The sequence below is a fragment of the Treponema sp. Marseille-Q4132 genome, from assembly GCF_014334835.1.
GTDB lineage: Bacteria > Spirochaetota > Spirochaetia > Treponematales > Treponemataceae > Treponema_D > Treponema_D paredis.
Genome location: NZ_CP060591.1, coordinates 864,427 through 889,788 on the forward strand (window position 1 = coordinate 864,427; position 25,362 = coordinate 889,788).

General features: G+C 47.9%; 22 protein-coding genes and 2 tRNA genes. 4 read left to right on the forward strand and 20 right to left on the reverse strand.

The annotated features are described in order from the left end of the window. Positions 1-16: 16 nt before the first annotated feature. Together H9I35_RS04030 and H9I35_RS04035 are read right to left on the reverse strand one after the other, a co-directional pair. Complete coding sequence (locus H9I35_RS04030) at positions 17-898, reverse strand: lysophospholipid acyltransferase family protein (protein ID WP_187420327.1); 882 nt, start codon at positions 896-898, stop codon at positions 17-19. Positions 899-929: 31 nt separating this feature from the next. Continuing rightward, on the reverse strand, positions 930-1,892 hold the full coding sequence (locus H9I35_RS04035) for a glycosyltransferase family 8 protein (protein ID WP_187420328.1): 963 nt from the start codon (positions 1,890-1,892) through the stop codon (positions 930-932). Between the two features lie 86 nt (positions 1,893-1,978). Between H9I35_RS04035 and H9I35_RS04040 the strand changes: the two genes are divergently transcribed. Both H9I35_RS04040 and H9I35_RS04045 read left to right on the forward strand, forming a co-directional pair. Further along, a complete protein-coding gene (locus H9I35_RS04040) occupies positions 1,979-2,815 on the forward strand; it encodes a hypothetical protein (protein WP_187420329.1) in 837 nt (278 codons plus the stop codon). Positions 2,816-2,930: 115 nt separating this feature from the next. Next, on the forward strand, positions 2,931-3,095 hold the full coding sequence (locus tag H9I35_RS04045; protein ID WP_016521654.1) for a hypothetical protein: 165 nt from the start codon (positions 2,931-2,933) through the stop codon (positions 3,093-3,095). Positions 3,096-3,177: 82 nt separating this feature from the next. Here H9I35_RS04045 and H9I35_RS04050 read toward each other — a convergent pair whose 3' ends face one another. The 14 genes from H9I35_RS04050 to recQ form a co-directional block, all read right to left on the reverse strand. Next, positions 3,178-4,569: a GntP family permease gene (locus tag H9I35_RS04050; protein WP_187420330.1), complete on the reverse strand. Its 1,392-nt coding sequence runs from the start codon at positions 4,567-4,569 to the stop codon at positions 3,178-3,180. 163 nt (positions 4,570-4,732) lie between these two features. After that, a tRNA-Arg gene (locus H9I35_RS04055) sits at positions 4,733-4,806 on the reverse strand. Between the two features lie 218 nt (positions 4,807-5,024). Further along, entirely contained in the window at positions 5,025-5,450 is a 426-nt protein-coding gene (locus H9I35_RS04060; RefSeq protein WP_187420331.1) for a hypothetical protein, read from the reverse strand. Between the two features lie 868 nt (positions 5,451-6,318). Next, positions 6,319-7,074: a hypothetical protein gene (locus tag H9I35_RS04065; protein ID WP_187420332.1), complete on the reverse strand. Its 756-nt coding sequence runs from the start codon at positions 7,072-7,074 to the stop codon at positions 6,319-6,321. 8 nt (positions 7,075-7,082) lie between these two features. Next, a complete protein-coding gene (locus H9I35_RS04070; RefSeq protein WP_187420333.1) occupies positions 7,083-7,673 on the reverse strand; it encodes a hypothetical protein in 591 nt (196 codons plus the stop codon). A 190-nt stretch (positions 7,674-7,863) separates the two neighbouring features. Next, positions 7,864-8,136, reverse strand: coding sequence for a helix-turn-helix domain-containing protein (locus tag H9I35_RS04075; protein ID WP_187420334.1), 273 nt, complete (start codon positions 8,134-8,136; stop codon positions 7,864-7,866). Beyond that, on the reverse strand, positions 8,133-8,492 hold the full coding sequence (locus H9I35_RS04080; protein WP_187420335.1) for a type II toxin-antitoxin system RelE/ParE family toxin: 360 nt from the start codon (positions 8,490-8,492) through the stop codon (positions 8,133-8,135). The genes H9I35_RS04075 and H9I35_RS04080 overlap by 4 nt, the downstream gene beginning before the upstream one ends. A gap of 128 nt (positions 8,493-8,620) precedes the next feature. Then, positions 8,621-9,958: an RluA family pseudouridine synthase gene (locus H9I35_RS04085; RefSeq protein ID WP_187420336.1), complete on the reverse strand. Its 1,338-nt coding sequence runs from the start codon at positions 9,956-9,958 to the stop codon at positions 8,621-8,623. 3 nt (positions 9,959-9,961) lie between these two features. Continuing rightward, complete coding sequence (locus H9I35_RS04090; RefSeq protein WP_371809469.1) at positions 9,962-11,485, reverse strand: type I 3-dehydroquinate dehydratase; 1,524 nt, start codon at positions 11,483-11,485, stop codon at positions 9,962-9,964. A 22-nt stretch (positions 11,486-11,507) separates the two neighbouring features. Beyond that, positions 11,508-12,560, reverse strand: a complete 1,053-nt coding sequence (locus H9I35_RS04095) for a PASTA domain-containing protein (RefSeq protein ID WP_187420337.1) — start codon at positions 12,558-12,560, stop codon at positions 11,508-11,510. A gap of 128 nt (positions 12,561-12,688) precedes the next feature. Beyond that, positions 12,689-13,081: a NusG domain II-containing protein gene (locus H9I35_RS04100; RefSeq protein ID WP_187420338.1), complete on the reverse strand. Its 393-nt coding sequence runs from the start codon at positions 13,079-13,081 to the stop codon at positions 12,689-12,691. A gap of 131 nt (positions 13,082-13,212) precedes the next feature. Continuing rightward, positions 13,213-14,130 (reverse strand): 1-phosphofructokinase family hexose kinase, encoded by a 918-nt coding sequence (locus tag H9I35_RS04105; protein ID WP_187420339.1) that lies wholly within the window; start codon positions 14,128-14,130, stop codon positions 13,213-13,215. Positions 14,131-14,258: 128 nt separating this feature from the next. Further along, complete coding sequence (locus H9I35_RS04110; RefSeq protein WP_187420340.1) at positions 14,259-15,119, reverse strand: class II fructose-bisphosphate aldolase; 861 nt, start codon at positions 15,117-15,119, stop codon at positions 14,259-14,261. Between the two features lie 122 nt (positions 15,120-15,241). Continuing rightward, entirely contained in the window at positions 15,242-17,149 is a 1,908-nt protein-coding gene (recQ, locus tag H9I35_RS04115; protein ID WP_187420341.1) for a DNA helicase RecQ, read from the reverse strand. Positions 17,150-17,218: 69 nt separating this feature from the next. Between recQ and H9I35_RS04120 the strand changes: the two genes are divergently transcribed. Beyond that, positions 17,219-17,301: transfer RNA gene (locus H9I35_RS04120), tRNA-Leu, on the forward strand. Between the two features lie 97 nt (positions 17,302-17,398). Here H9I35_RS04120 and H9I35_RS04125 read toward each other — a convergent pair. The 3 genes from H9I35_RS04125 to H9I35_RS04135 all read right to left on the reverse strand — a co-directional run bounded on the left by H9I35_RS04125 (position 17,399) and on the right by H9I35_RS04135 (position 21,840). Beyond that, on the reverse strand, positions 17,399-19,045 hold the full coding sequence (locus H9I35_RS04125) for a DUF438 domain-containing protein (RefSeq protein ID WP_187420342.1): 1,647 nt from the start codon (positions 19,043-19,045) through the stop codon (positions 17,399-17,401). A 230-nt stretch (positions 19,046-19,275) separates the two neighbouring features. After that, complete coding sequence (locus H9I35_RS04130) at positions 19,276-20,835, reverse strand: YifB family Mg chelatase-like AAA ATPase (RefSeq protein WP_187420343.1); 1,560 nt, start codon at positions 20,833-20,835, stop codon at positions 19,276-19,278. 159 nt (positions 20,836-20,994) lie between these two features. Next, positions 20,995-21,840 (reverse strand): PHP domain-containing protein, encoded by an 846-nt coding sequence (locus H9I35_RS04135; RefSeq protein WP_252722716.1) that lies wholly within the window; start codon positions 21,838-21,840, stop codon positions 20,995-20,997. Between the two features lie 65 nt (positions 21,841-21,905). On the opposite strand from H9I35_RS04135, the gene H9I35_RS04140 reads away from it, so the two are divergent. Beyond that, positions 21,906-23,153, forward strand: coding sequence for a Crp/Fnr family transcriptional regulator (locus tag H9I35_RS04140; RefSeq protein ID WP_187420345.1), 1,248 nt, complete (start codon positions 21,906-21,908; stop codon positions 23,151-23,153). A gap of 146 nt (positions 23,154-23,299) precedes the next feature. On the opposite strand, the gene H9I35_RS04145 is transcribed toward H9I35_RS04140, so the two are convergent. Next, entirely contained in the window at positions 23,300-25,264 is a 1,965-nt protein-coding gene (locus H9I35_RS04145; RefSeq protein WP_187420346.1) for an FAD-binding protein, read from the reverse strand. Between the last annotated feature and the right edge of the window lie 98 nt (positions 25,265-25,362).

Consider the following 25,362-nt stretch of genomic DNA (forward strand, 5'->3'; position numbering starts at 1 on the left):
TGTAAAAATGCCGGAATCATTCCGAATAGGAAAGCGGTTTTCCGTATACGGATTCATACACTTCCTTCCAAACTTCATAATTCCTGTCCTTCATATACTCGGCGTTCTTTTTTACGGAAAGATCCGCTTTCGGATAAATCGGTTCGAGGATGTGGATCGTATATTCCTGTACCGGAAAACCGAATCCGTCCGAATGGTCGGAATCTTCCATGGTTATGAACATCGGGATTACGGGAGCATTGTTTTCGGCGGCAAAACGGTATGCACCGGGCGTAAGAGGACGCGGCTTTCTGTAGTTCCACCACATCGCCTGTTCGGGATAGATGAGAATATGCCTGCCCCGTGAAAGATATATTTTTACCGCATCCATAAAATTCTTCATCGTGGAAGGTAAGCTGCTCAAAGGCATGGTATTGCAGTGCTTAAACAAAAAACCGTAAAATCCCGGAAAATTCGTATAGTTTCCCTCACGGCAGACTTTCAAAAGTTCTCTGTGATAGACGTGCTTTTCTATAGCCTTGTATACGGCAAAATTGTCCATGGGATTGAAGTGATTGCAAGTGATTATTGCGCCTGTCCTTTTTAACGGAATATAGTTTTCAAGACCGCGTACTTCTTTTATAATCATCTGTCTCGATTTCATAAGACCGAGAATATGGCGGCGTGCGAGCATATTCGCAAACTTCATCCATATTTTGCTGGAAATCTTTTTATTCAGATAGTCGACCATTTCGGGACGGAGCGGAACGGTCGGAGGATCCTGTTCGACATCCTCCGAAAAACGCCCCTCCCTTTCATAGGCTTTTATCTTTTCTACGATTGCAAGGCGCTCGGGATCCCGTCCGGTAAAAGATTTCGAATCTCCGTTGTTTTTTCCGATGACCGTTTTTTCCGACATAAAAAGCTCCTCTCCGGACTTTCCGATATGATTATTTCGTCCTGTTTACCGTGTTCCAATAATTATCGGGATCGTTCGTATCTTCAATCGCCATTTGCTTGAGTCTTTCAAAAGCTTCGGCATCGCTTCTCTTTTGCTCAACGCCGTATGAAGCTTTGATTTTCAAAATATTTTCATAGAGGGGAGTCTTTTCGGCGCATTCCCAAAAATATTCTTCGTAAAGAACGTGGTTGTAATGCCAAGGCTTCCAGTTTATTTTGTAGTGGATTATCTTTAAGTTCTTTTCGTCAAAACCTTCGGTTTTGTAAGCGGACTTGTTCCAGCCCACATCGAGCCATTTTACTTTGTCTTTACACAAAACATTCAGATAGTCTTCGTCCTGGGTGATTCTGAACTTGAATCGGTTCATAAGAGCGATGAATTTTTCCTCGATGTTTTCTTCCCGATATTTTTTTGCATTTATTAGAAGAACTCCCGCACTGAAGTATTTTTCACGAGGAACGCCGAGAGCCTTTTCCACATAAGTTCCGAACACATCGAAAGACTGCATAACCTCTTCGATTGCGGCACCGACAAGATTATCGCCGATATCAATATCGTAGAGTTCGGAAATATCGCCCGTCACGACGATGTCGCTGTCAAGGTAAATTACCTTATCGTACTGAGGAAAAAATCTCGGAATGAATATTCGGCAGTACGTTTCCCTCGAATAATAATCGCGCAGATGAAAAGTGCCGGAAGTCTTTTCCATCTCCTCGCGCAGCGAAACAAATTCGACGGATGCATTGCCGGGCATTGCAGCTTGACAGATGGTTTCCAACTGTTCGATATATTCACGGTAAAGGTCCGTCGTTAAAACATAGACCTTATAAAAGCAATTTTCCGACGCCTTTTCCAGCATCGATGCCAAAGCGACCGCCATAAAAGGCGCATAGTTGTTGTCCGTAGCAAAGAAGACCGGTATTTCTTTTTTATCGGTTGAGTTTATACGCATAATTTCGTAAGTCTATCACGAATCGAGAAATCTGTGCAATATCGATTTTTCTTGTAATAAATCCCGATTTTTTGTATCCTGTAAGGGTGAAAAAATCGGCAAAAAAAATAGCGGTATTGTTTTCCGCCTTGGTTTTATTTCAGGCGTCCGCAAAAGAATTCAGTCCCGAAGAAAACGCTCTCATTCAAAAAATATTCGATTTCAGACTCAAGCTCAGATCATTCGACACCGAAGACGAATGCATCGAAAAAATCATCGAATACCGCGATTCTATCTCCGATGAAATAAAAGCCTTTTCCGAAGAAGCGCAGATCACCTGCACCAATATGCTTTCAACGGCGCAATACAACTGCGAATATGCCAAAGACATGAAGTCCCCGAACATGGAAAAGATTCTGCGTCCCCAGTACGAAAAAATTATGCAATTTACCCGTGCAAATGCCGCCGACCCGAATCCGTGGTTTATTCTCACTTCGGCGGACATACTGAACTCAATGATGCAGTTTTTACCGCAATCGGAATCCATAAAAATCGGGCTTCAGGAAAAAAAGGACTACGCCGACGTTATTAAAAAAAATCCGACAATGAGTTTCGCCTACACTCTTTCCGGCTGGTGGTATTATTATGCGCCCGCAATCGGAGGCGGAAGCAAAAAACTTTCAAAGGATTTTTTTATTTCCGCGCTCAAGTACGCAAAAAGCGACTACGACAAGTTCTACGGAAACATAAATCTGGCGCAATTTTATTTTGAAGAAAAAAATACGGCGGAATGCGAAAGGCTCATGGAAGAAGCGGAAAAAATTCTTTCGGGAACACGATATGTAAAATTCCTAAAAAGCATAAATGAGATCGGCTATTCGCTTTTTGATTACAACATGAATTCGCGGCGGGATAAAATAAATCAAAAATTGGCGAACCGCTAAAACGGATAAAGTTCAAATACCGCACGAAATCTTGCATACATTCCGTTTCCGCTATATACTTAAACCGCGTACGAAAATTTGCTGCAAATACCTGCATTTTTTATGGGAGTCCGCTATGACAATCGAAGGATATTTTGACGGAAAAACCTTTGTGCCGCTTGAAAAACTTTCTTTGAAACCGAATCAAAAAGTGCAGATTACGGTTCTCGACGAATTCCTTACGTCCGAAAAGCAAAAACAAATTTCCCGAAAACACGGCAAAGACGACAATAAAAAATAAACCGTATACCGGCGAAACCCGCAAACGGGACTGTCCGAAAACTGAAGTTTTCGGACAGCTTCATCGATTTATTGTGCGATCATCAATGCAGGAAAAGCGACAAGATAAATATTTCTACAACACCTGCTATACCGAGCACAAGCGTACCGAGCGTCTGCGTTTTATAGCCGCGTTCGGGCGACATAGCGCCGAAATTCGTAACGACCCAAAAATACGAATCGTTCGCGTGACTTACGGTCATGGCGCCGGCACCGATCGCCATACATGCGAGCGCCGCACGTACCGGAGAATCGAGACCGAGAACCGGAAGCAGCGGAGCAATGATGCCTGCAGAAGTCACAAGCGCAACGGTTGAAGAACCTTGGGCCGTTTTCAAAATCGCGGAAAGGATAAACGGAAAGAGGATACCCATCGTCTGAAGTACCGTCGCGTGCATTTTGATATAGTTTACCATATCCGAAGACGCGATAACTTTTCCGAGAACGCCGCCTGCCGCCGTGATAAACAGAATCGGGCCGGTAACTTTGAGCGTTTCTTCCACGATCGTATAAAAATCCTTTATTTTATCGGCAAGCTTGAGCTGCAGCACTGCAAATGCGGTACCGACGCTGAGTGCGATAACCGGAGTTCCGAGGAATTTAATAATATTGACTCCGAGTCCTTGCATCTTTGCCATAGCAACGACGGAAGATGCCGCCATAAGGACAACGGGAACGACAATCGGTGCAAGCGCGTTAAAGCCGTTCGGAAGTTTTTTAAATTCGGCAACGAGCTGTTCGTAGCTTTTCGTCACCTGACCCGCATCGGCTTCATCATCCGCACGGACACGGGAGCCGATATATTTTGCAAAAAAATAACCTGCGATAAGCGGTAAAACGGAACAAAGCGCGCCCATGCCCATAACGAGCAAAAGATTGTCGCCGATACCGAGCGTATTCGCAGCGGCAATCGGACCCGGCGTCGGCGGAATAAATACGTGTGAAATATACAAACCGAATGAAAGTCCGGTCGTCATCGCAACGGAAGAAGCGGCGGTTCTGTTGACGAGCGCTTTACGGATGGGATTCAAAATGACGAAACCCGAATCGCAAAACACGGGAATGGAAACGACCCAGCCCATGAGCTCTATGGCGAGGACGGGATGATTTTTTCCGACAAGATGAATGATCATGTCCGCAAGTTTCAGCGCCGCGCCCGTTTTTTCAAGTATGGAACCGATGAGCGCACCGAGGATGATAACGATACCGATACTGGTAAAAGTACCGGCAAAGCCCGCGCCGATAACGTTTGCAAGTCCCTGCACCGTTTTTCCGTCGGCGGTTTTCATGTCGACGAGCGGAATACCGGCAATCAAACCGAGCAGCAACGAAATGCACATTATCGAAATAAAGGGATGGATTTTGAATTTTGAAATTGCAAAAACCATGACGATAATCGCAATGACAAAAACAAAAATAAACGGTAAGCCTGTCATATATAATGACCTCCTTTTTTGTCAATTATAGTAACACGAGTTTTTAAATTCTGCAAGAATTTTTTTTTATGAAATACGGATATGCGGATTGTAAAAGATATAACGCTGTACGGACAAAATATAAAACGGAAAAGCGGCACGGCGGTTTTGTGCAGCTTCGGATTGACGCATGGCGGATTCGAACCGCCTACCTACTGCTTAGAAGGCAGTTGCTCTATCCAGATGAGCTAAAGCGTCGTAGAGTTTATAGTACAGTAAACACGCAATTCTTGCAATACGCAAAACAGGGTTTACGGCAAACAATATTAAAGAAACGAAAAGCGAGCCGAACACCGAACGGGCTTTATTTACATAATGTAAAGCGATAAATCACATAAAGCTTTCGGCATTTTTTCGGATGAAAAAGTTTGATACGAAAAGATTTTTTTCATTCGATCCGTTCGGTAAAAAATCGATCAGCGGGCGGCGCCGCTTTTACCGCCGTATTTTACATAGCCGATACCGTTGAAATTAAAGGTATCGCCCGATATTTTTCCGCGTTCATCATACGTCGAAGAAACGGAAAGCCACACGCCCTTGAGTGCATTAAACGTCGACGTAACGGTAAGCGTGATTTCTCCGTCGGATTGAGCATCGCCGGAATAAGTTCCTCTTTCGGTTTCGATTTCGCCCGACCTTACTCCGTCCCTTCCGTAGGCGCCGCGTGAAAACGTATTGTTTGCGTAAAAGCGATAAAACGTATAACCCGATTTATCGCCGGCACTCATACCGTAACGGTATTCCGCAAGTCCGCTTCCCTTCTTCGTCGATTTACACGAAGCGAAAACACCGAGCGCGGCAAAAATTGCGAAAACGACAATCCATTTCCCAACGTGTTTCATACGACATCTCCTGCAAGCGATTATACGGCAAAGGCGGCGTTCCGCCATCACCTTTAAATCAGGCCGATTCTTTTAACGCTTTATTGTAGCCCGAATACCGACTTTTGTAAATCGCCGTTCGAAGATTGCTGTTCGAATATGCAGAAAACTTCGTTCCGCCCGTTTACAACCTCGCTCGTACGGCGGCACCTACGAAGTCTGCGCCGGTAAAGCGGGAAATCACTATCTTCGTATGCGCCGGCTCTACGAAAAAGAGCAGATGTATGTTATTACGATTTTGAATACTTTGCAATTATATTTTGCAATTCAAAAAGTGCCGATTTACGCAAACAGAGGACAGTCGATTTCCGATCTTTCATTTCATCCGTCAAAGCATCAATAAAGTATCCGTCATATATATATGCGTCTTTTAAATACACCGAAAGAAAATTATCTTCGCCCTTATCGGTTTTATAACAAAAAACAATATCCGGACGATCGGAAATGCAAATTCTTTTCATTTTCGCAGATAAGACAATACGCCAAACCGTTCGCACTTCTTCATCCGAAAGACGGCTGTCATATATTTTCAATTCTGTGTACATCGGGTATTTTTTATCACAACCGATAAATGCAAAACAAACAAGCGATAAACATAAAAAACGTATAATCTTATTCATTTTTATTATTATTCACCGGAACCTCGCCGACAGTCGGCATTAAGCGATATCTTATGCATAACTTTTCGTACATATTAATAATCCCGTTTTAAAATTTGGAGTGCAAAACCCAAGAGTCACACTTACTGCAAAGATCGTTATCGTATTTTTGCAAACGTTGCAAGGACACGCAGTTTTTGCAAAAACTGCCGAATCTCACGGTATAATAATTATTTACCGTCAGGAATATTTTTTTCTTCAATCACAAAGGCTTGTTCATATTTTGTAGTATATGAATAGTTAATAAAATACGGTTTTCCGTTTTCATCGTACAACTCTTTTAATAAATCTCCGTCAATAAAGTAAGGACTTAATTTATATCGGCCGTTCCATTCAAAACGTCTTGTTGAAAAGAAAAAACAAAGCTTATTTTGATATAAACCGAAAAACTTTTTATTGAAATCGGCTTCGATAAATCTTTTTTCCGGCGGATAAAAAACAATATGTTCGGGATCCGTTATATCAAAAATAAAACATATACAGTCATTATATTTACCTATATTCCCTAGAAGCATCAAAAAAGTCTTATCTTCAAAATTTGCGGAACACAATTTTAAGCTATGTAAATCGAAATCCGATTCATTATAAACGAATTTCTGACCATTGATTTCAAACTTACCTTTTCTACACTCTTTATTATTACCCATCGGATAATACAGAAAAGTCTCGATGCCTTTTATATTTTCAATTGAAAAAATCCAGCATGTAGAATAATCGGAATCTTTTATATACTGAGGTTCAAGCGTACCGCGGTCTTTGATTTGAATTTCTTTATACGGATATTCTTTAAAATCAAATAACGAGCGTAAACTTGTATCCGCAAAGATCAGAGTACTTAACAGCATCAAATATACCGATATAAGTACTTGCAGAACCCCTGCTCTTATCCCCTGAACGAACACGTTGTCTTTTTTTCTTCGCCTCATAAAATACCTCAGTAGCTTTCCAAAAGCCGTTTCAAGTCAGCCTTTATCTCTTTCGCCGATATACGATCAAACGATAAGTAGCACGGTAAAAATCCTTTTTTCCTATTATGCTCTTCTGTCTGTGCTATCATCTTTCCCGTTACAACAACGTGAGGACGTGCACTGAATCGGACACCAGCGGCTCTGCTGTCTTCCTGTAATTTTTGATACGCTTCTCCTCGCTCCCTCAATATATCATATAGATATCTATCAAATGAATAAATTATCCTTTCAGAAAAACCTAATGTCCATGCAGGTGTAGGTGCATCGGTCACCAATAAATAATCATCGTCGATATTCGGAAAATCGTGATAGCGCATAAAAAAGATATCTGTTGCATGAGGTTTCAATTCGTGTCCTTGCACGCTCATCGCCCCTCCCCAACATTCATAATTAATAAGAAAAAAATCATTCTCCGAAACTCTCGTTTCCCTAACGCAAAAACCTTTTGTCTTTAGATAAATCGCAAATACTCGTATTATAAAATGTCTCGCGTATAAAATCTCTTTAGCCGTCAATTGTCCCCAATCTTTTGATGCATCGATATGCATTATTTCCATATTAATAATCCTATCTTAAAATTCGAAGCGCAAACCGCAACGTTTGCACCATCCGATGTCGAATAAAAACCGGAAGCCGTCTCCGCACGGGGCACCTTCGTTCGAAAGGGATGACGAAGCGCAGCTGTGTGCTATTGGGGACCTCTAAAAAGCTGCAGTTTTTAAGGCTTTTCTTTACAATTAAAGTAAACTAAAGTAAACGCACGGATAGCTTCTTTCCAAGAGCATAGGCAAAACGCTCGATTGTAGAAAGCGATGTATTGAATGAAGGATTCAATGCGTTATCAACGGCTGTACGAGTCGTATTCATCCGCTTTGCCACAGCCGATTTTGTAAGTTTTTGTTTTGCCATTTCAGCCTGTAATTGAGCAGCGATTACTTTTTTGGTTGCAAGCTCCCGTGCTTCTTCATAGAGACCTTGCTCTTTCATAAAATCGGAAAAATCCTGTCCTACCCTTTTCATTTGTTTTGCTCCTTATAGTCCCTAAGCCTATTTTTTGCAGTTTCTATTTCATCTAACGGTGTTTTCTGAGATTTTTTCCTAAAGCCGTGAAGCAAAATCATTGTGTTCGCGTCTACGGTAAAAAATATCCGGCAGATTCCGTCTGAAACGGTAGAACGCACTTCCCATAAATCAGAATCCATTTTTCGGCATAACGGGAATCCCATCGGAAAGCCCTTTTGTACGGCAAAAATATCAGAACCAACCTCACGTCTATCATCCCTGCCGAGTTCAAGCAAAAAATCTCGGCAAGGTTGATTTCCGTATTTTGTCTTGTAAAAGGCCGCTTCCAAAGCTTTTTCGCGTTCCACAATCATAGTGTACAATATATTGTGCACTATGTCAAATTATTTTCTCAAACGCACAGCAATCGCACACTGTAAGCGCCGGTGAAAACCTGCAATCGTAGGCGCTTGTCGTATCCGCCCGCTCCCGCATCATCCTCTTAAAAATCGGGTTCGCATTCGAAGGCGACCCGCTCACCCCTTACAGGATGGATAAACGACAGATACGAAGCGTGAAGCATGAGACGCTCTCCCTCCCCGCACCTTCCGTACAAAGAATCGCCGACAATCGGAAGACCGAAACCGTGCATATCGCTTGACGCGACGCGGAGCTGGTGCGTGCGCCCCGTGTGCGGAATAAATAAAATGCGCGTCACCTTTCTGTTTTTCCCGTCGATTCCGCGGTACCAGTTGTAGCCGAGTTTTTTCCATTCGGTGATGCCGAGCTTACCGTTTACTTCGTCGTAGATGCGCTTCGGGCGGTTCGGCCAGTCGAGCGAAAACTTCAATTCCATGCGCCCTTCGACGACGCTTGGAAGAGGAGCGCATCGGCCGGGAGCCTTTTCGAGAGATCCGTCAAGCAGTGCGATATAGCGCTTATGCACATCGCCTTTTTCGAACTGCATCGAAAGCGAGCGCTGCGCGTCCTGCGTAAAGGCGAGCACCATGAGCCCCGACGTTTCCATGTCGAGCCGATGTACCGACGGATACGGAATCGTTTTAGGAAAGAGGCGCTTCATGCGGTTTACGATGCAGTCCTGTTTTTCAGGTCCCCGACCCGGAACGGAAAGGAGGCCGCTCGGCTTATTGACGACAAGGATCACGTCGTCGCGGTAGACGATTTCAAGGCCGAGCATCGAAGGCAAAACGAGCGCGCAGCGTTCATCGCACGGCGGATAGGATGTGCCGCTCTCTTTACTTTGCGTCGCCTTACCCCAATACATTTCATCCATACTCACGGGAAAAAGCGAGTGCGAAAACGCATAGTCGAGCAGCTTCGGCGCACAGCAATCGCCGGTGCCTGTCGGCGGCAATTTCGTTTTACAGATATCGGTGAGGCGCCGAATGTTTCCGTCTATGCAGTGAAATCGATACAGTTCATGTACTTTTCGAAGCGACTCCGTCGTTAATATTTCACGCTCTTGGGCGATGCGGCGAAGATCGTTTTCGGGAGCGCTTTTCAATTCCGCGGTCAATTCGTGAATGCGCTTGTCGTTCGGTAAAAGCGCGCGGGCAATAAGCTTTGCATTCACGATCGGCGGCACCCATATTCCCTCGGACTCGCCTTCGGCGACGAGACTGTTGCCCGAAACCGCGTTGAGAATTATTTTATTGCCTTCGGCATCGGCACAGACGAGACATCCGATCATAACGCCGTGCCCGTCGCGCTCTTCACTCGGAAGCGACACCTGTTTTAAAACGAGAGAACCCTTTTGAAGCCGCTCGAAAATCTTTTTCAGATAGAGGTGTGCACGTTTTGTCGGGAGAGGCGGAAACATCGGCTAACAAAGCCTCGCGCACTCGGCACCGTAATCGATTCCCGTAAAAATTTTAAACTGTTTATAGCCCTGATATTTGAGCATTTCTTCGCCGTTGCACGTTTTGCAGCCCGCTTCCGCAGCGCGTGCCATAATCGGCGTAACTTGAGGCACGTACACCAAATCGAATACCGTTTCCGTTCCGGTGAATTGATAAAAATACAGCGGGTCACCGTCTTTCGACGCTTGCCCGTCCGAGCTCATACCTTTCGACGTAGTCTGAATTATGATGTCGGCGTACTTTTCGATTTTTTTTGCAGCTTCCGGTCCGAGCGGTGCATAGTCGAAGCCGTACCGTTCGGCGAGCGCTTTTGCATGAGAAAGCGTTCTGTTGAAGATGCACGCTTTAGCGCCGAGAGACTTGACGGCGTACGCGACTGCTTTTGCCGCACCTCCGGCACCGATGACGGCGACACGGCGGCCGCGGAGTTTTTTTACGCCGAGAAAGCGCAAAAGCGCCGTTCGAAATCCGTACGCATCGGTATTGCTGCCGGTCCATCCCTCGTCCGTGCGCACGACGGTATTGCACGCACCGATCGCCTGCGCTTCTGAATCGAGCTTTATCAATTCGGGTATCACGGCTTCTTTATGCGGAACGGTTACCGCAAGTCCCCTCACGCCGAGAAAAGATGCACAGTCGAGTACATCGGAAACGGACGGCGAACGCAGCGGCAAAAGAAGCGCATCGATATTATTAATTTTATATCCTGCGTTGTGAAGCGCGGGGCTCGATGTTTTCGGAAGCGGCCATCCGGTCACCGCATAAAGCGCAGTCCGATCGCTTAAAGCGCGGAAACGGTATACATCGTTCAGCGTAATCGGATCGATGTGACCGATACTTGCGATATTGCCTTCGGTTTCTTCGGGCGACACGTAAGTCAAATACGAATGAAGCTTATATGCCAAAATACGCGTTACCTGTCCCATCGGTCCCATCGCGCACAGTATGTGCTCATAATCCGTCATCGACTCCGCTTCGCGGAACATATCGACGACATCGGAAAGCGTTTTCGGCATGCATGCGATCTTAGGAATTTCATAGCCCGTCGTGCGCATCGCTTCGCACTTGGCTTTGAGATTTTTTATCGGCTTTTCCATGTCGTGACAGCTTCTGATGATGCGGACGCCGAACGCAAGGCATGCATCCTGTAAACTCGGAACCCGGAAATCATCTTCAAAATCGACGTATGCGAAATTCTTTTGCGGATTTTGATCGGCAAACGCAAGCGCGCGTCCGAAAAGCATCGTCCGCGACATTTCGTTGCTCGCAAATCGTCCGCCGTCCGCCGTCCGCCGGATCGTCAGTATGCACGGAACATTGACCATAGCCGGAAAACGGCGCACCGAAAGCTGTTCGTCGGGAGCAAGGAAATCGACGCGGAGTTCCGCGACATCGATATAGCGGTTATACTTCCGCACGAGAGCCGCGTTCTCTTCGAGCGTCGAAGCGGTGAGCGTCAAACAGACAAGCGGCTGACTCATCGGCATATCCTCATCGATAATTATTGATTTATCTGACGGTGATCCGCTTGCGTTCCGTTTCTCCGGCAGACGACACGACCGAAAGGATGAGATCCGTACCTTTCGGAACGGCGTACGGAATCGTAACGGCACCTCCCGGATGCGAAAAAGTCACGATCGTATAGGCGTCTCCGTCTTCCGGTTTCGCCGCCAGTTTTACCTGTACGGAATACGGATAAGCGGGCAGCACGGCATCGAATATACCGTATACGTTTCCGCCCAGTGTTTGGCGCGGAAATGCGAATTCGACGGCGACGTGTGTATAGTTCGGAACGAGTTCTTCCTCAAAAGTCTGCTCGCGCACCACCGTTCCCGCGTTTTCGCCCGGACCCGCTTCGTGCGAAGTAAAATCGAAAACAAGGCGCGTGCGGGCCATCTGCTGGAGTACGTCGTTTACGGAATTGCCGAGCAAATCGGGAACTCGCGTATTTTCGAAATTCGGTCCGCGGCTGACGACAAAATGCACGGTTACGGGATCGGTTATACTCGTACCTTCCGGCGGATCCTGTTCGAGAATGGTGCCGGCTTCGGCGGTATCAGCTTTGTACTGCGGAGAAGCGATGACGATAAGCGGCTTCGCCGTTCCCGCAAAGAGCGTCTGCAGTTTCATGCGCACCGCGTCGATATTTTCTCCGATATAATTTTCCACGTGATCGATGACGACGCCTCGGCTTACTACGAGCGAAATGTGACTGAAGCCTTTTCTGATTGCCCCGCCCGAAGGATTCTGTTCGAGAATCGTCCCTTCGTCGCCCGGCGTTTCCGAATAGCGCAGCTGGATTTCAGGGTACAATTTTTTCGCCTGCATTTCGATAAGCGCCGCGGTCAGTTTTTTTCCCGTAACATCGGGAACGAGCACTTGTTCGGGACCTTTTACGTTTACGCTAAAGACGGCAAGACATGCAAGCGACATCACGACAAATGTTGCGATGACGGTCATCAAAAGCAATTTGCCGTTCGATTGAAGCCTTTCAAACACAGCGTGAAAATCGATCCGCAAAAATTTTTCTTTTAATTTTAATAATATATCTTTGAGCTTCATATCAATCATATCCTCGACGGTTTTTTATCGTATCATTTTCCGCACACATAATCAATGTTTATAAAACGGCGAAAACGAAATGCTCCCCAGCAAAAAATTATTAAAAAGCGATAAACGCATTTTTTCATCTAGCGTACCGTCGCATCAACGGACGACGATCTGCCGCCTTCTATCCGCAAAAACACTTGATTCGGAAGACAGGCCGACCATTCGCCGCTTTCGCTTATCGGCATGGACTGCACGCAGGTTTTATTCGGACAAGGAGAATCGAGAAAACGAACCGTACCGTCCGAGATTTCGATACGCGACGTACCGATCGCACCTTCGATATCGATAATTCTGTCTTTCGACATATCGTACGCAAAAGTACCGCGGGGAGTATGCACGAGCAGTTCTTTTCGATTCATACCGCCGCTGTACGCGTATGAAAATGCATATACCGTAACGGCCGCAAAAACGGCAAAAACGGCGATATCGATCAGTTTAATTTTCCGAAAGAAATTTAAAAAAAAGCTTGACATTACGCCACCACTATAGTATATTTTAAGCAAGCTTGTAAATAAGCTGATAAACTCTCTCCGATGTCCAACTATGTTGGACGGTAGAGGCTCCGGGTGGCGTTGTCGTTCGGAGCCTCTATTTTTTTTTGCCCTTACCGCAATCCGAGACGGAGCGACTGCGCGTTTTTGAGCGCACAATCCATACCGAAGCGTACCGCATCGGAAAGCGATTTCCCCGCAAGCAGACTGTGTATCATGCCGGCGGTAAGCGCGTCTCCGCAGCCTATCGTATTGACGACGGGTACTTCTTTGTTCGGAACGGCCGAAAAATCATTTCCGTCGTACACCCACGTATCGAATTTGCCTCGGCTTATGACGCTTTTTGTCCCGTAATCTTCGAATATTTTTTTTGTAACGGAATAAACGGTTTCACGGAGAGCATCGGAATTTTCATTTTCGAAAACGACGCGGCCCTTTTCCACGGTTGCCACAAGCTCGGAAAGATTCGGCTTAATAACATCGGGACGAAAAAGGAGCGAACGCCGTAAATCTTCTCCTTTTAAGTCGAGTACGACAAGCTTTCCCAGCTCTTTCGCCCTCGCCGTCATGCGGGAATAGAGATCGGCTTCATAGCCTTGGGCGCGAGTGCCGGTGATAACGAGCGCATCGAATTGTCCGATAAGCGAATCGAATAAATCGAACGCGCATTTTCCGGCGCCTTTTTCGACGGCGAGCGGCTCCTGCACGATTTCCGTACTCGTCTTTTTTTCGCCGTTGACGATATTGATACACGTTCGCACGGGGCTCGCTGACGAAAAATATTCGAGGATGATATTTTCCGCCTTACAAAGATTGAGAAATTCACCTGCACGGCTTCCGCCCAGATGCGTCAATACGTGCGCTTCGGTTCCGAGCTGCGTCAAAACACGAGCGACGTTTATCCCCTTACCCGAAGGGAGGGTAAAATAATTTGCGGTACGGTTCACTTCGTTTTCATAAAAAGAATCGAGTACGACAGTAAGCTCAAATGTCGGATTCAAACAAACCGCGAGCACTTTTCCGGATTTCATTTTGCGGCTCCTAAAAAAATATTATTAAAAAATTATTATACGGATCGAATTTCAGTTTTTATTAAAACCGAAATTATTGTCCGAAACAAAGGGTGACGAAAGTTTTACAGGCACTCGAGGACTTCTTTTCAGACCGCCTTGCCTGCGCTTCCGACGACGTCGATCAGCTCCTCCGCAATGACGGCACAGTTTTCAATCACCGAGCGGCAAACGTTTCGGGGATCGGCATCGGGCAATTTTGCGTATTCGTTTTTTACGGTATCGGAAATGCCGTGTACGCGGAATTCGGTTCCGACATTGATTTTACGTATGCCGCAGGCGATCGCCTTTCGTAAATCTTCGTATGATACCCCCGTACCGCCGTGCAGCACAAGAGGGATGTCGGGAATCAATGTATGGATCTTTGCGATGCGCGCAAAATCGATTTTGGGTTCAGCTTTATAAAACCCGTGTACCGTACCTGCCGCAACGGCAAGGCAGTCGACATGCGTATCGCGGACAAAGCGAACGGCTTCTTCCGGCTGCGTAAATAAAGCCGACATATCATCGACTTCGATATCGTCTTCTTTACCGCCTATGCTTCCGAGTTCCGCTTCGACCGTGACGCCGTACTTTGCGGCGTATTCGACAATGCGTGAAGTAATGTCGACGTTTTCGTCGTAGCTTTTCGAAGACGCATCGATCATAACGGACGTAAAACCGTCGTCTATACAGCGGCGGATCATATCGTAATCGCGGCAGTGATCAAGGTGTACTACCATATCGATTCCGTAATCTTCGCTTACGCCTTCGCACATTTTTACACTCGCGTTTTCTCCCATAATTTTCGTACCGCTTACGGTCGCCATAGCGATAACGGGACTGCGTTTGTTTTTTGCCGCCTGCGCTATGCCTGCAAGATTTGAAAACGTAAAAAAATTAAATGCGGGAACGGCATAGTTTTCCTTTTCCGCTTTTGCAAGTTCATACTTCATCGTCACCAGTGCCATATTCGCTTCTCCCGAAATTACAGACGCAAAAACACGGTGCGCCGTTTCGGTATTTTAAAGTGCATTGCATATTTTTGCAATGTGTAAAATTATTGCGATACGGAACGACAGCCGGAGCGTTTTTACTCATTTTTCACGATGCGTATGATCGCGCTGCCGAAGCGATCGGCTTTTACCGAACCGATGCCGTATACGCGGGAAAGTTCCGTTTCGTTTGCCGGTTTTTTTGCCGCAATGTCGGCAATCGTCCGGTCTCCGAATATGACGTACGGCGGCACGTTTTCTTCTTCGGCGATTTTTTTCCGCCACGCTTTGAGTTCCCGCGCGATGCGGAGCGCATCTCCGTCGCTTTGATCGACGATTTTTGACGGAAGCGATTTTTTTGCAGCTTTGCGCGGAAAGCCGAAAGAAGCGGATCCGGAAGATGAAAGTGCGGATTTTACGGCAATATGTCTCTCTTCTTCCGCTTCGAAAACTCCAGGAGAAATCGGCAGTTCGATTTTTTCACGCGAAGCCAAAGCTCGCTTTGCTTTTTGAGAGAGAGAAAGCACTCGGTAGTCTTCGGATTTATAAAGATAGCCCGCATCGACAAGCGCTTCGGTAAGCGCAAACCAATCGCGCTTCGGAAAGTCTTTTCCGATACCCCACGTCGAAATGGAATCGTGTCCGTTTTCCGCAATGCGTTTGGCACGAGAACCCGTAAGTACATCGATGACATAGGACGCGCCGAAGCACTCGCGCGTACGGAGAATGCACGAAAGAAGCTTTTGAGAGGGAAGCGTCACATCGACCGACGGAAGCTCTCCGGCTGCGCAGACGCTGCAGCATAAAGAAGCATCCTGACTTACGCCTTTTTCACCGAAGTAGGAAAGCAAAAACCGTCGGAGACAGGTCTTTGACGATGCATAAGAAATCATGCTTTGCAAAAGCCGCTCCGATTTTTTTCGGTCGGCGCTTTCGTCGAAAAACCAGCGGATTTTCCGAACGTCTTCCGCACCGTATAGAAGCAGCGCGTGAGCGGGAAGTCCGTCGCGCCCCGCCCTGCCGATCTCCTGATAATATTGTTCGACGGATTTCGGAACGGAATAATGGATGACAAAGCGCACGTTCGGTTTATCGATCCCCATGCCGAATGCGACGGTTGCAACCATGATGAGCGCTTTGTCGCGGATAAACGATTGCTGATGCGATGCGCGTTCGGCGTCGCTCAAACCCGCGTGATAATTCAGCGCGGAAAATCCCATATCGCAAAGAGAGTGCGCAAGATCGTCGACTTCGCGCCTCGAAAAACAATAGACGATGCCGCTTTCATCCGGATGATTTTTAATAAAATGTACGACTTGACCGAGCGCGTTCCGCTTGGGCTGCACTTCGAGAAAAATATTTTCACGGTTAAAACTCGCGACAAAAACTTCGCATCGTTTCATGCCGAGATTTTTAATAATATCGGCTCGCACGGAAGCCGTTGCAGTCGCCGTCAGCGCAAGGCACACGGCATCGGAAAAAAGACGGCGCACGGAAGCGAGTTCGAGATAATCGGGACGAAAGTCATGCCCCCACTCGCTGATGCAGTGCGCTTCATCGATCGTAACGCAGCTCACTTTGACGCCGTCGGAACAAAACAAATCTTTTAAGCGCTCCGTCGCAAGACCTTCGGGCGAAACGTAAACGAGCTTTATCTTTCCCGAACGGATATCGTCCGAAGCTTTTCGATAGTCGTCCCATTCGAGCGTGCTGTTTAAAAACACGGCGCTGACACCGTTTTCGGCAAGGGCGGACACTTGATCCTGCATGAGCGCGATAAGAGGAGAAACGACGATCGTAAGCCCTGCAAAGATGAGAGCGGGAATTTGGCAGCACAGCGATTTACCGCCGCCGGTGGGCATAACGGCAAGCGTATCTTTTCCGGCAAGCACCGATGCGATAATCTCTTTTTGAAAGGGCCGAAAAGAATCGTAACCGAAAACGGCTTTCAGCACCCGCTCCGGCTCCGCACCGACAAAGTCGGCCGCATCCGCTTTATGTACCATAGGGCAATTATAGCGTTTCACCGAGTACTTGCAAACATACCGCTATTACGGTATAGTGACATCTATCCTGCCGGCATGGTGGAATGGTAGACACGAGGGACTCAAAATCCCTTGGCCGCAAGGCCGTAAGAGTTCAAGTCTCTTTGCCGGCAACAAGAAATTTCACATCAGCAAATAAATCAATCATAAAAAATATAGTCGTTATATTGCCGAAGGAGACTTGAACTCCGAAGCTCACATATACTCGATTTATTTTCCCTCGTGAGCTTTTATCTTCGCTTCGATCGCCGCGATCAGTTCATCCATCGGCATTTGACTGCGCTCGCTCATCATAGAAACGGTCGCCTTCGGGATCATGATGCGGGCGAGCGGCGTTTGAAGCATTTTAAATGCGGGATTGATCGACGGAAGTTCGGCTTTCAGCCACGGGTAAACCGCAAGCAAATCCGAAAGCTTCGTTTCGCTTTTGAGCGGCAAAACCTTTGTGCCGTTCGCACTTTCCGAAAAATGTTCCGGCGCGGCCGATTCCGCTCCGGCACTTTCTTTTTTCGGCCGGCTTTCCGCGTCCGCTGTATTGCTTCCCGAAGAAGTATCATCGGCATAGACTTTTTCTTTTTTGCCGCTGCTCCACGTTAAAAGCGTCTGCGAGCCTTCAAGACTTCTGATATGAGTGCAGTCCTGCATCATCTCCAAAACGCCGCGGAAACGCCCGTCGGCATCGCGCACCGCAATATACGTGATATAGATAAAAAGGCCGGGCTTATTTATCCAAAACTCCGCTTCGCTCTCTTCGCCGCTTTTGAATTTTTTAATAATTTCTTCGACGATATGAACGCTCGCTTTCGGGTGACAATTTTTTACGTCGCGTCCGATAACGTTTTTGCTGCGCGGAAACACGCGGTGTTCGGTATCGGTGTAAAAGCAGACGATTTCATTTTCGTCGACGTAGGAAATATCGACCGGCATGTGTTTATAGATCAAATTGATTTGATCGAGCGTCAATCGTCCCGTCGTAACCTCGAGCTTTTCACCGGAAGAAGCTGCGTAGCCGTGTTTTTGCAAAAGCTTTGCAAGGTCGCTTGCAAAATCGCCGCCTGCACCCGACGCAGTTTTCGCATCCGCACAGCTGCAGTCCAAAGAAGCGGCCGCTCCGCTTTTTGCGGAACTTGAGTTTACATCGATCCACGCAAAACCGATTTCTCTGTCGCCGATTTTCATATCTTCGAATTCTTCCGGCGTGAGCATCGCAAGAGAAGTCGGATACAAAATCGTGTTTTCTTTGGAAATCAAATCGCGGACATCGGCAACGATCGTCGGCTGCATCGCGAGAAAGGCGTCGTCTTTGCCTTCTTCCAAAAGCGTGCGCGCGTCTTTTATCTCGTCGCGGATAAAATCGTCGAGCGTCCACATCGTCGTTGTCGGGCGGTCGAAGCCTTTGCGCTCGAGCATGGAATACAATTGATTTTGCTTGCGGGAAAAATGCAGACGATACTGCGCAAGCTTATCGTAGATTTCGAGCCACTGATTTTTGATGAGCGGGTACTGAACCAAATCTTCGATTTCAAGCATGATTTTTAAAAGCGCGTCGTTTTCGCGGTAATAACACATGATCGGATGATCGGCCGGCAGATCGGGGCGGGATGTGTCCATGATATCTTCAAAGAGAACGAGCATGCCTTGAATGTTTTCTTTGCGGCATTCGTCGTCTTCGAATTCTTTGAGTTCCTGTTCGGCAACGGCGATTTCCTGAGGTGTAAGTTTTTTTACTTTTTCCTTTAAAATCCGCTTCGCCTCTTCAAGGCTCATACGCCCGCCGTTGTAAGCGTCTTTTATTTCCAAAACCGTTTTCAGTTTTTCTTTATCGATATCTTTAAGATAGTGCATCATGTTTTCCATAAAATAACCTCGTGCGTGTTTTTAGCATTTTTACGCCGTTTTGTCAATTTGTTATAGTACGCTAACCATAACAACCGTACCGGGAAATATACTCTCTAAAACCGGTATATAACCTAAAAATCGGCTGTACTCCCGCGGGAGCATGTAGCATAACCGCGCAAATTTTCGCGCGGGTTTGTTGTAAGTTCGTCGGACACCGGCATAGAAGAGCCGTTTCGAAAAAGCGCACCCTACTCGTCCGCATTTTCCGGTAAAAAACCCGTACACGCTTTTCGGTATTGTATCGCTTCTTTTACGTGCGCTTCCTGTATGACAGTACAGCCTGCCATATCCGCTATCGTACGCGCGAGTTTTACGGAACTTGAAACGGCGCGCGGAGAAAATCCGTATCGCACCGCTGCGTTGTCGAGCAGCTTTCGCCCGCCTGAGCTCATCGGACAGTATCCGGCAACCTCTTCGGGCAAAAGTTTTGCATTTTTTTTACCCTGCCTTTTCCGCTGCACTTTTACCGCACGCGCGATTTCCATGCGTAATTCGGCGGTCGTCGTCCGTACAGCGCTCGTCCCCACGCCTTCGTTGTCGACGAAAACGCGCATATCGATGCGGTCTAAAAGCGGGGCTGAAAATTTATTCCAATAGGTTTCGACGGCGCGGGCGCTGCACAAACAGATTTTCGATTTCGATCCGAAGTTTCCGCAGGGACAGGGATTTGCCGCCATGAGCAGCTGAAACGACGCGGGATAAACCGTCGAGCGTCCGGCGCGAGCGAGCGTTATGCGTCCGCTTTCGATCGGTACGCGGAGCATCTGCAGCACCGACGAACGGAACTCGGCGGCTTCATCGAGAAAGAGAACTCCGTTGTGTGCAAGCGATATTTCTCCGGGGATACAGCGTACGCCGCCTCCGCACATGCCTTCGATCGTCGCAGTTTGATGCGGTTCGCGGAAGGGAGCGATCCTGACGAGCGGTTCGCTTCCCCGCATAAGTCCCGCAATCGAATAGATGCGCGTAACCGGCTGAGCTTCTCCGACATCGAGGAGAGGAAGCAGTGCTTGAAATTTCCTCATCGCCATCGTTTTGCCGCAGCCGGGAGCGCCGACCGCAATGAGGTTGTGACCGCCGGCAGCGGCAATCTGCAAGCCCCGCACAAAAAAACTTTGCCCCGCCACATCGGCAAATTCAAAACCTTCGGTAACGGGCGGAAAGAGTACGCCCTCCGTTTCGACGCAGTTTTCCGGTATAAAGGCGCTTTGTTCCGATCGGCTCCGCTCGGTAAAAAGTTCATCCGAGTCGAGCGCGGAAAACGCATCTTCGAGAGATGCCGCTCCGTACACTTTCATACCGTTCACTTCGCGCGCTTCGTCTTCGTTCGAAAGCGGCACGATGCATTTAAAAATCCCCGATGAAGCGGCAGTGGAAGCGGCAGCGTGAACGGCGCGCACGCCTCGCACATTTCCCGAAAGTTCGAGTTCCCCCATGACGAGGACGGAAGACGAATCGGAAAGCGAATCTTTTCCGCTGCGTGCTTGGAGGACGGCAAGCGCGATCGCCAAATCGAAGCCTGCGCCTTCTTTCCTCATATCCGCAGGCGATAAACTGACAAGCACGCGCTCCGGCGGAAAGTCGAAGCCGGAATTCTGCACGGCAGCTCTCATGCGCTCTCGCGATTCTTTTACCGCGCCGTCCGCAAGACCTACGATATCGACAGCGGGAATACCGCGGCGGATATCCACTTCAACCGTGACGAGCGCGCCTTCGTACCCGAACGGCGAAAACGAAAAAATCTGCATACGCATTATGCTCCCTGCACGCAAAATCTCCCCGTATAAGGATCGTCTGCAACCGTGCAGTTTCGGAACATGTATGTAAAAATTTTTAAAAAAAATATGTGGCACGGCCGACCTGTCCGCAATTCTGCAAACCGCAGGCCGGAAATCACGCGAAGGCCATTACTTTGCCAAATGCGGAAGCAGTTCTTCGTAATAAAACCGATCGTCTATTTTTTTACCGTCGGCTGTATAACCGAGTTTTCTATCGGCGCGGATTTTTTCGCCGTGAAAATCGCTTCCCGCAGTAACGAACATGCCGTGCTCGTGCGCAAGCGATTCGAGGCGCTTGCAGTCATGACCGCTCGCTCCCGGATGATAAGCTTCGATCCCTTCCACTCCGCGGGAGTGAATATCTTCCAAAATCGTCCCGAGATGTCCCCATGACACATAAAGCGACAGCGGATGCGCGATGACAGGAGTGCCGCCCGAATCGACAATCGCCTGTACGGCTTCATCGAGATTTGCGCCGGTACGTTCGGCGTAAAAGGGTTTGCCTTTTCCGAGATATTTTTCAAAGGCTTCCCGATTGTTTTTTACCGTATTTTTGTATTTAAGATATTCGGCAAAATGAGGTCTTCCGACGCAACGGCCCGGAAAAAGGCTGCAAAGCTCGTCGTATGACGCATCGATGCCTTCTTCACGCATCTTTTCGATTATATGCAGATTCCGTTCGGTGCGTTTTTTTTGCAAAAAATCTACAAGTTCCTCCAAAGACGGCGAAATATGCGTAAAACCGAGTCCGAGCAAGTGGAATTCGCCGGTCGGCCATCCCACAAAAATTTCGATTCCCCGTATAAAAACAATATGCCGTTTTTCGGCGGCTTCGGCGGCTTCGGAAAGCCCTGCAACCGTATCGTGATCCGTTATCGCAAAAACGGAAATACCGCTTTCGTAAGCCTTTTCGACAAGCTCGGCCGGACGGTACTGACCGTCGGATGCATTGCTATGAATATGTAAATCAATCATCAAAAAGAGCATAGCACAAATAGATGATTTATGATATAATACTGTAATGTACCAGGGGATTTTGTATGCCTAAAGCGATGCAATATACAAAAGGATCGATCGTTTACTTTGAAGGGGATAAAGACGAACGGATTTTTATCCTGCAAAAAGGTATTCTCGTCCTTACAACGACAGATGTGGAAACTCATCAGCCCGTCACCGAGCAGGTAAAAAACGGCGAGTTCTTCGGTGTCAAATCCGCACTCGGCCGTTTTCCGCGCGAAGAAACCGCAACCGCGCTTACCGACTGCGTTTCGATCGCTTTGACCATACAGGAATTCGAACAGATATTCAGCAGCAACAAAGAGATCATCATGAAGATGCTCCGCGTCTTTTCAAATCAGCTGCGCCTCATTCATAAAAAAACCGAAGCGATTCTCAACAACGTTCCCGAAGATCAGCAGACGGGTATGATCGCCGTTGCAAAGAGTTTTTATAACGATGAAGAATACCTCTCGTGCTGCGACATCTGCGTCAAATTTTTATCGCTCTATCCGAACACTGCGAAAAAAGACGAAGTCGCAAAATTATATGCCGATGCGAAACTGCGTAACACGAAGATAAAAGAAAAAATAAAAAGCAGCGATACGACCGAAGAAGACGAAGAAGCTTCGGGCGCGCTGAAGCAGTTCGCACTTCCCGCGTTCAAACGTTTTGCCAAACAATATAAACCGGGCAATGTCATCATCAGCGAATTCGAACCGGGTAACAGCTTTTATCTCATTCAGTCGGGACGCGTGCAGCTCGTCAAATGCGTAAACGGCGCAAAGAAAAATCTGGACATCATGAAGCCCGGAGAATTTTTCGGCGAAATGGCCATCCTCGACAATTCCCCGCGCTCGGCAACCTGCGTCGCGATCGGCAACGTCGAATGCCTCGAATTCAACAAAGAAAATTTCCAACTGCTCATCATGGGTAATCCGCAGATCGCCATTATCCTATTGAAGCTTTTTTGCAAACGTATCTACGACCAACGGCGCAGACTCCGCACGCTCGCGATCAAAGACGTACAAGCCCGCATCGCCGACGTATTTCTCATGTTCGACGAAATGAATCCTTCACCGAATGCGCCCGATCGGCAGCGGAAGTTCAACGTGTCTGCCGGAGATGTGGCGCATTGGGCGGGACTGTCTCCGGAAGCGACGCGCGATGAAATTAATAAATTCGTCGAAAAGCGGAAAATCGAAGTGTACGACAATTACATCGTTGTAGACAATATCGCCGATATGAAGCGTATCGTCGACACGCGAAGCGGTCTTTCGGAACAAAAATAAATTTTATTAAGTCGTATTTACACATTGCCGCGAAATCAATAACTTCTTTCGCCTACTTCAATTTTCACGATAAAAAAACCGCCGTCGATTCCCGACGGCGGTTTTATGCTGAGGCTTAGTCTATGTAAGCTTCTATTTCTCTACAGTTACCGCGCATCCGCGACAACCGTATCGCCTGCGAGCTTACCGAATACGACCGTATCCACGACGGCATTTCCGCCCAAGCGGTTCGCGCCGTGAATACCGCCGGTGATTTCACCTGCCGCATACAAACCGGGGATAACTTTGCCGTTCGTGCCGATAACGTGTCCGCTCGTGTCGATCGTAACGCCGCCCATCGTGTGGTGAACACAGGCTTGGCGCGGAGTTGCAACCCACGGGCCCTTCGTCAGCTTCGTCGAATAGAGCGTTCTGCCGAATTCGTCGCGGCCGGAATCGACGCTCGCATTGAAGGTGTTGATCGTCTCTTGGAGCGTCGCAGCGTTCATGCCGAGTTTTCCGGCGATTTCTTCAAGCGTGTCGCCCTTGTAGATGTAACCGTTCGATTCGAGATAGTCGAAGGTAAAGCCGTCCGCGCTTCTCCAATCGGGATCTTTGATGTCTTTATACTTGTCGCCGTCGCCGGATTCGAGCATATAGAACACTTTATCGGGCTGCGCAAAAACCGCGAGACAGATATTGTCGCGTCTGCCGCCTTCGTTCGTAAAGCGTTTGCCTTCTTTATTGATAAAGATGATCTGGTCGGTGCCGTTGACGTCTCTCGGCGGATACTTAGTCAGCTGCCCGTCTTTTAAGTTGCCGAGATACAAAAGCTGGAGCTGTTCCATATCGGTGAGTGAAGCGCCTGCAGCGACGGCCATTTCGATGCCGTCTCCCTGAGAGCAGGAAAAGCGGTTCGTCGTCGCGACTTTGCTCAAATCCTGCCATTTGCCCGACGTATTGTATTTTTGCACCATCGCGCCGTTTGCGGCAAAACCGCCGGTCGCGAGAATGACGCCGTCCTTTGCCGAAAGGGTAAACTCGTTGCCGTTTCTGTCGGCGCATACGACGCCGGTAACTCTGTCGCCGTCTTTAACGAGCGATTTGCCCGTCGTCTCTACCATGACCGTAATATTGTTCATCTTGGCGATGTTTTCGACATAGGTCGAAATAAAGCCCGTTCCCATCTTCATGGTACTCGTGTGAGTGCGCTCCCACAGAGAACCCGCTCCCTGGCTGATGACGTCGGAAAAGCTCATACCCAAATCGTCGATCCAGTTAAGTCCGTCGTATGCGTTGTAGCACAGCACTTTGACGAGATTCAAATTACCGACTTTGTCGCCGCCGTTCCACGTCTGCAGCGCAAACCATTCTTTCGAATCGAAGAGGTCGGTTCTGCCGCTCGCTTTGTACGCGTTCCACTGCGAGCGCACCTGCGCTTGAAGCGCGGCGTGCTCTCCGCTTTTCGGAGCTTCGGCAAGAGCCGCTTCGATCGTGCGTTTTACAGCATCACCCATCGTCGCTTTTTTCTGCAGCGCTTCGTCGGGCGTATTGTAGATGGCGCCGCACACGAGCGTGTCGCCGCCGACTTCGCCGTTCTTTTCTACGATGATAACGGATTTATTCTGCTGACCCGCAGCGATAGCCGCCGCAAGACCCGCACCGCCGCCGCCGACAACGACGACATCCGCGCTCGCATTTGCAGGAGCGGGAGCCGCTTCGGGTTTCGCATTCCAATCGGAAGGATTCGCTTTCGCCTCTTTCAGACAATTCGACACCGCAGCTTTGATGGCAGCCGACGTGATCGTCGCACCCGTCACGACATCGACGTTGACCGACTGATGCTTTACGATTTCGGCGGGAATCAATTCGACGGGGGACGCACCGCCCGCCGTCAGAATCGTGCCCTTCGCATCCATCAGCGGACTGCCGATTCCCGGCGTTTCCGAGTTTTTCGTAACCCGTACGTCAGCGATCTTTTTGTCTGCAATCGTAACGGATACTTCGATTGCATCGTTCATACCCTGTATGGACGAAGTGTAGGTTCCGTTTTTGATCGATTTACCGCCGCAGGAAATCAAACCCGCAACGGCAAATGCGATCAGCGTAAATGAAAATACCTTTTTTTGCATTATTCATGCCTCCAAATATTATTAAAGGGTCGCTGTTCAATACAGCGATTCCTTTTTATGGTATGACCATATATCCGTTTTGTCAAGAAAAACGGCAA

Excerpts from the sequence above, each read along its gene's own strand:
- H9I35_RS04030 (WP_187420327.1), bottom strand. The coding sequence starts at position 898 with ATGTCGGAAAAAACGGTCATCGGAAAAAACAACGGAGATTCGAAATCT.
- H9I35_RS04035 (WP_187420328.1), bottom strand. The coding sequence starts at position 1,892 with ATGCGTATAAACTCAACCGATAAAAAAGAAATACCGGTCTTCTTTGCT.
- H9I35_RS04045 (WP_016521654.1), top strand. The coding sequence starts at position 2,931 with ATGACAATCGAAGGATATTTTGACGGAAAAACCTTTGTGCCGCTTGAA.
- H9I35_RS04050 (WP_187420330.1), bottom strand. The coding sequence starts at position 4,569 with ATGACAGGCTTACCGTTTATTTTTGTTTTTGTCATTGCGATTATCGTC.
- H9I35_RS04060 (WP_187420331.1), bottom strand. The coding sequence starts at position 5,450 with ATGAAACACGTTGGGAAATGGATTGTCGTTTTCGCAATTTTTGCCGCG.
- H9I35_RS04065 (WP_187420332.1), bottom strand. The coding sequence starts at position 7,074 with ATGAGGCGAAGAAAAAAAGACAACGTGTTCGTTCAGGGGATAAGAGCA.
- H9I35_RS04070 (WP_187420333.1), bottom strand. The coding sequence starts at position 7,673 with ATGGAAATAATGCATATCGATGCATCAAAAGATTGGGGACAATTGACG.
- H9I35_RS04075 (WP_187420334.1), bottom strand. The coding sequence starts at position 8,136 with ATGAAAAGGGTAGGACAGGATTTTTCCGATTTTATGAAAGAGCAAGGT.
- H9I35_RS04080 (WP_187420335.1), bottom strand. The coding sequence starts at position 8,492 with ATGATTGTGGAACGCGAAAAAGCTTTGGAAGCGGCCTTTTACAAGACA.
- H9I35_RS04085 (WP_187420336.1), bottom strand. The coding sequence starts at position 9,958 with ATGTTTCCGCCTCTCCCGACAAAACGTGCACACCTCTATCTGAAAAAG.
- H9I35_RS04090 (WP_371809469.1), bottom strand. The coding sequence starts at position 11,485 with ATGCCGATGAGTCAGCCGCTTGTCTGTTTGACGCTCACCGCTTCGACG.
- H9I35_RS04095 (WP_187420337.1), bottom strand. The coding sequence starts at position 12,560 with ATGAAGCTCAAAGATATATTATTAAAATTAAAAGAAAAATTTTTGCGG.
- H9I35_RS04100 (WP_187420338.1), bottom strand. The coding sequence starts at position 13,081 with ATGTCAAGCTTTTTTTTAAATTTCTTTCGGAAAATTAAACTGATCGAT.
- H9I35_RS04105 (WP_187420339.1), bottom strand. The coding sequence starts at position 14,130 with ATGAAATCCGGAAAAGTGCTCGCGGTTTGTTTGAATCCGACATTTGAG.
- H9I35_RS04110 (WP_187420340.1), bottom strand. The coding sequence starts at position 15,119 with ATGGCACTGGTGACGATGAAGTATGAACTTGCAAAAGCGGAAAAGGAA.
- recQ (WP_187420341.1), bottom strand. The coding sequence starts at position 17,149 with ATGGTACATAAAGCGGATGCGGCCGACTTTGTCGGTGCGGAGCCGGAG.
- H9I35_RS04125 (WP_187420342.1), bottom strand. The coding sequence starts at position 19,045 with ATGGAAAACATGATGCACTATCTTAAAGATATCGATAAAGAAAAACTG.
- H9I35_RS04130 (WP_187420343.1), bottom strand. The coding sequence starts at position 20,835 with ATGCAGATTTTTTCGTTTTCGCCGTTCGGGTACGAAGGCGCGCTCGTC.
- H9I35_RS04135 (WP_252722716.1), bottom strand. The coding sequence starts at position 21,840 with ATGATTGATTTACATATTCATAGCAATGCATCCGACGGTCAGTACCGT.
- H9I35_RS04140 (WP_187420345.1), top strand. The coding sequence starts at position 21,906 with ATGCCTAAAGCGATGCAATATACAAAAGGATCGATCGTTTACTTTGAA.
- H9I35_RS04145 (WP_187420346.1), bottom strand. The coding sequence starts at position 25,264 with ATGCAAAAAAAGGTATTTTCATTTACGCTGATCGCATTTGCCGTTGCG.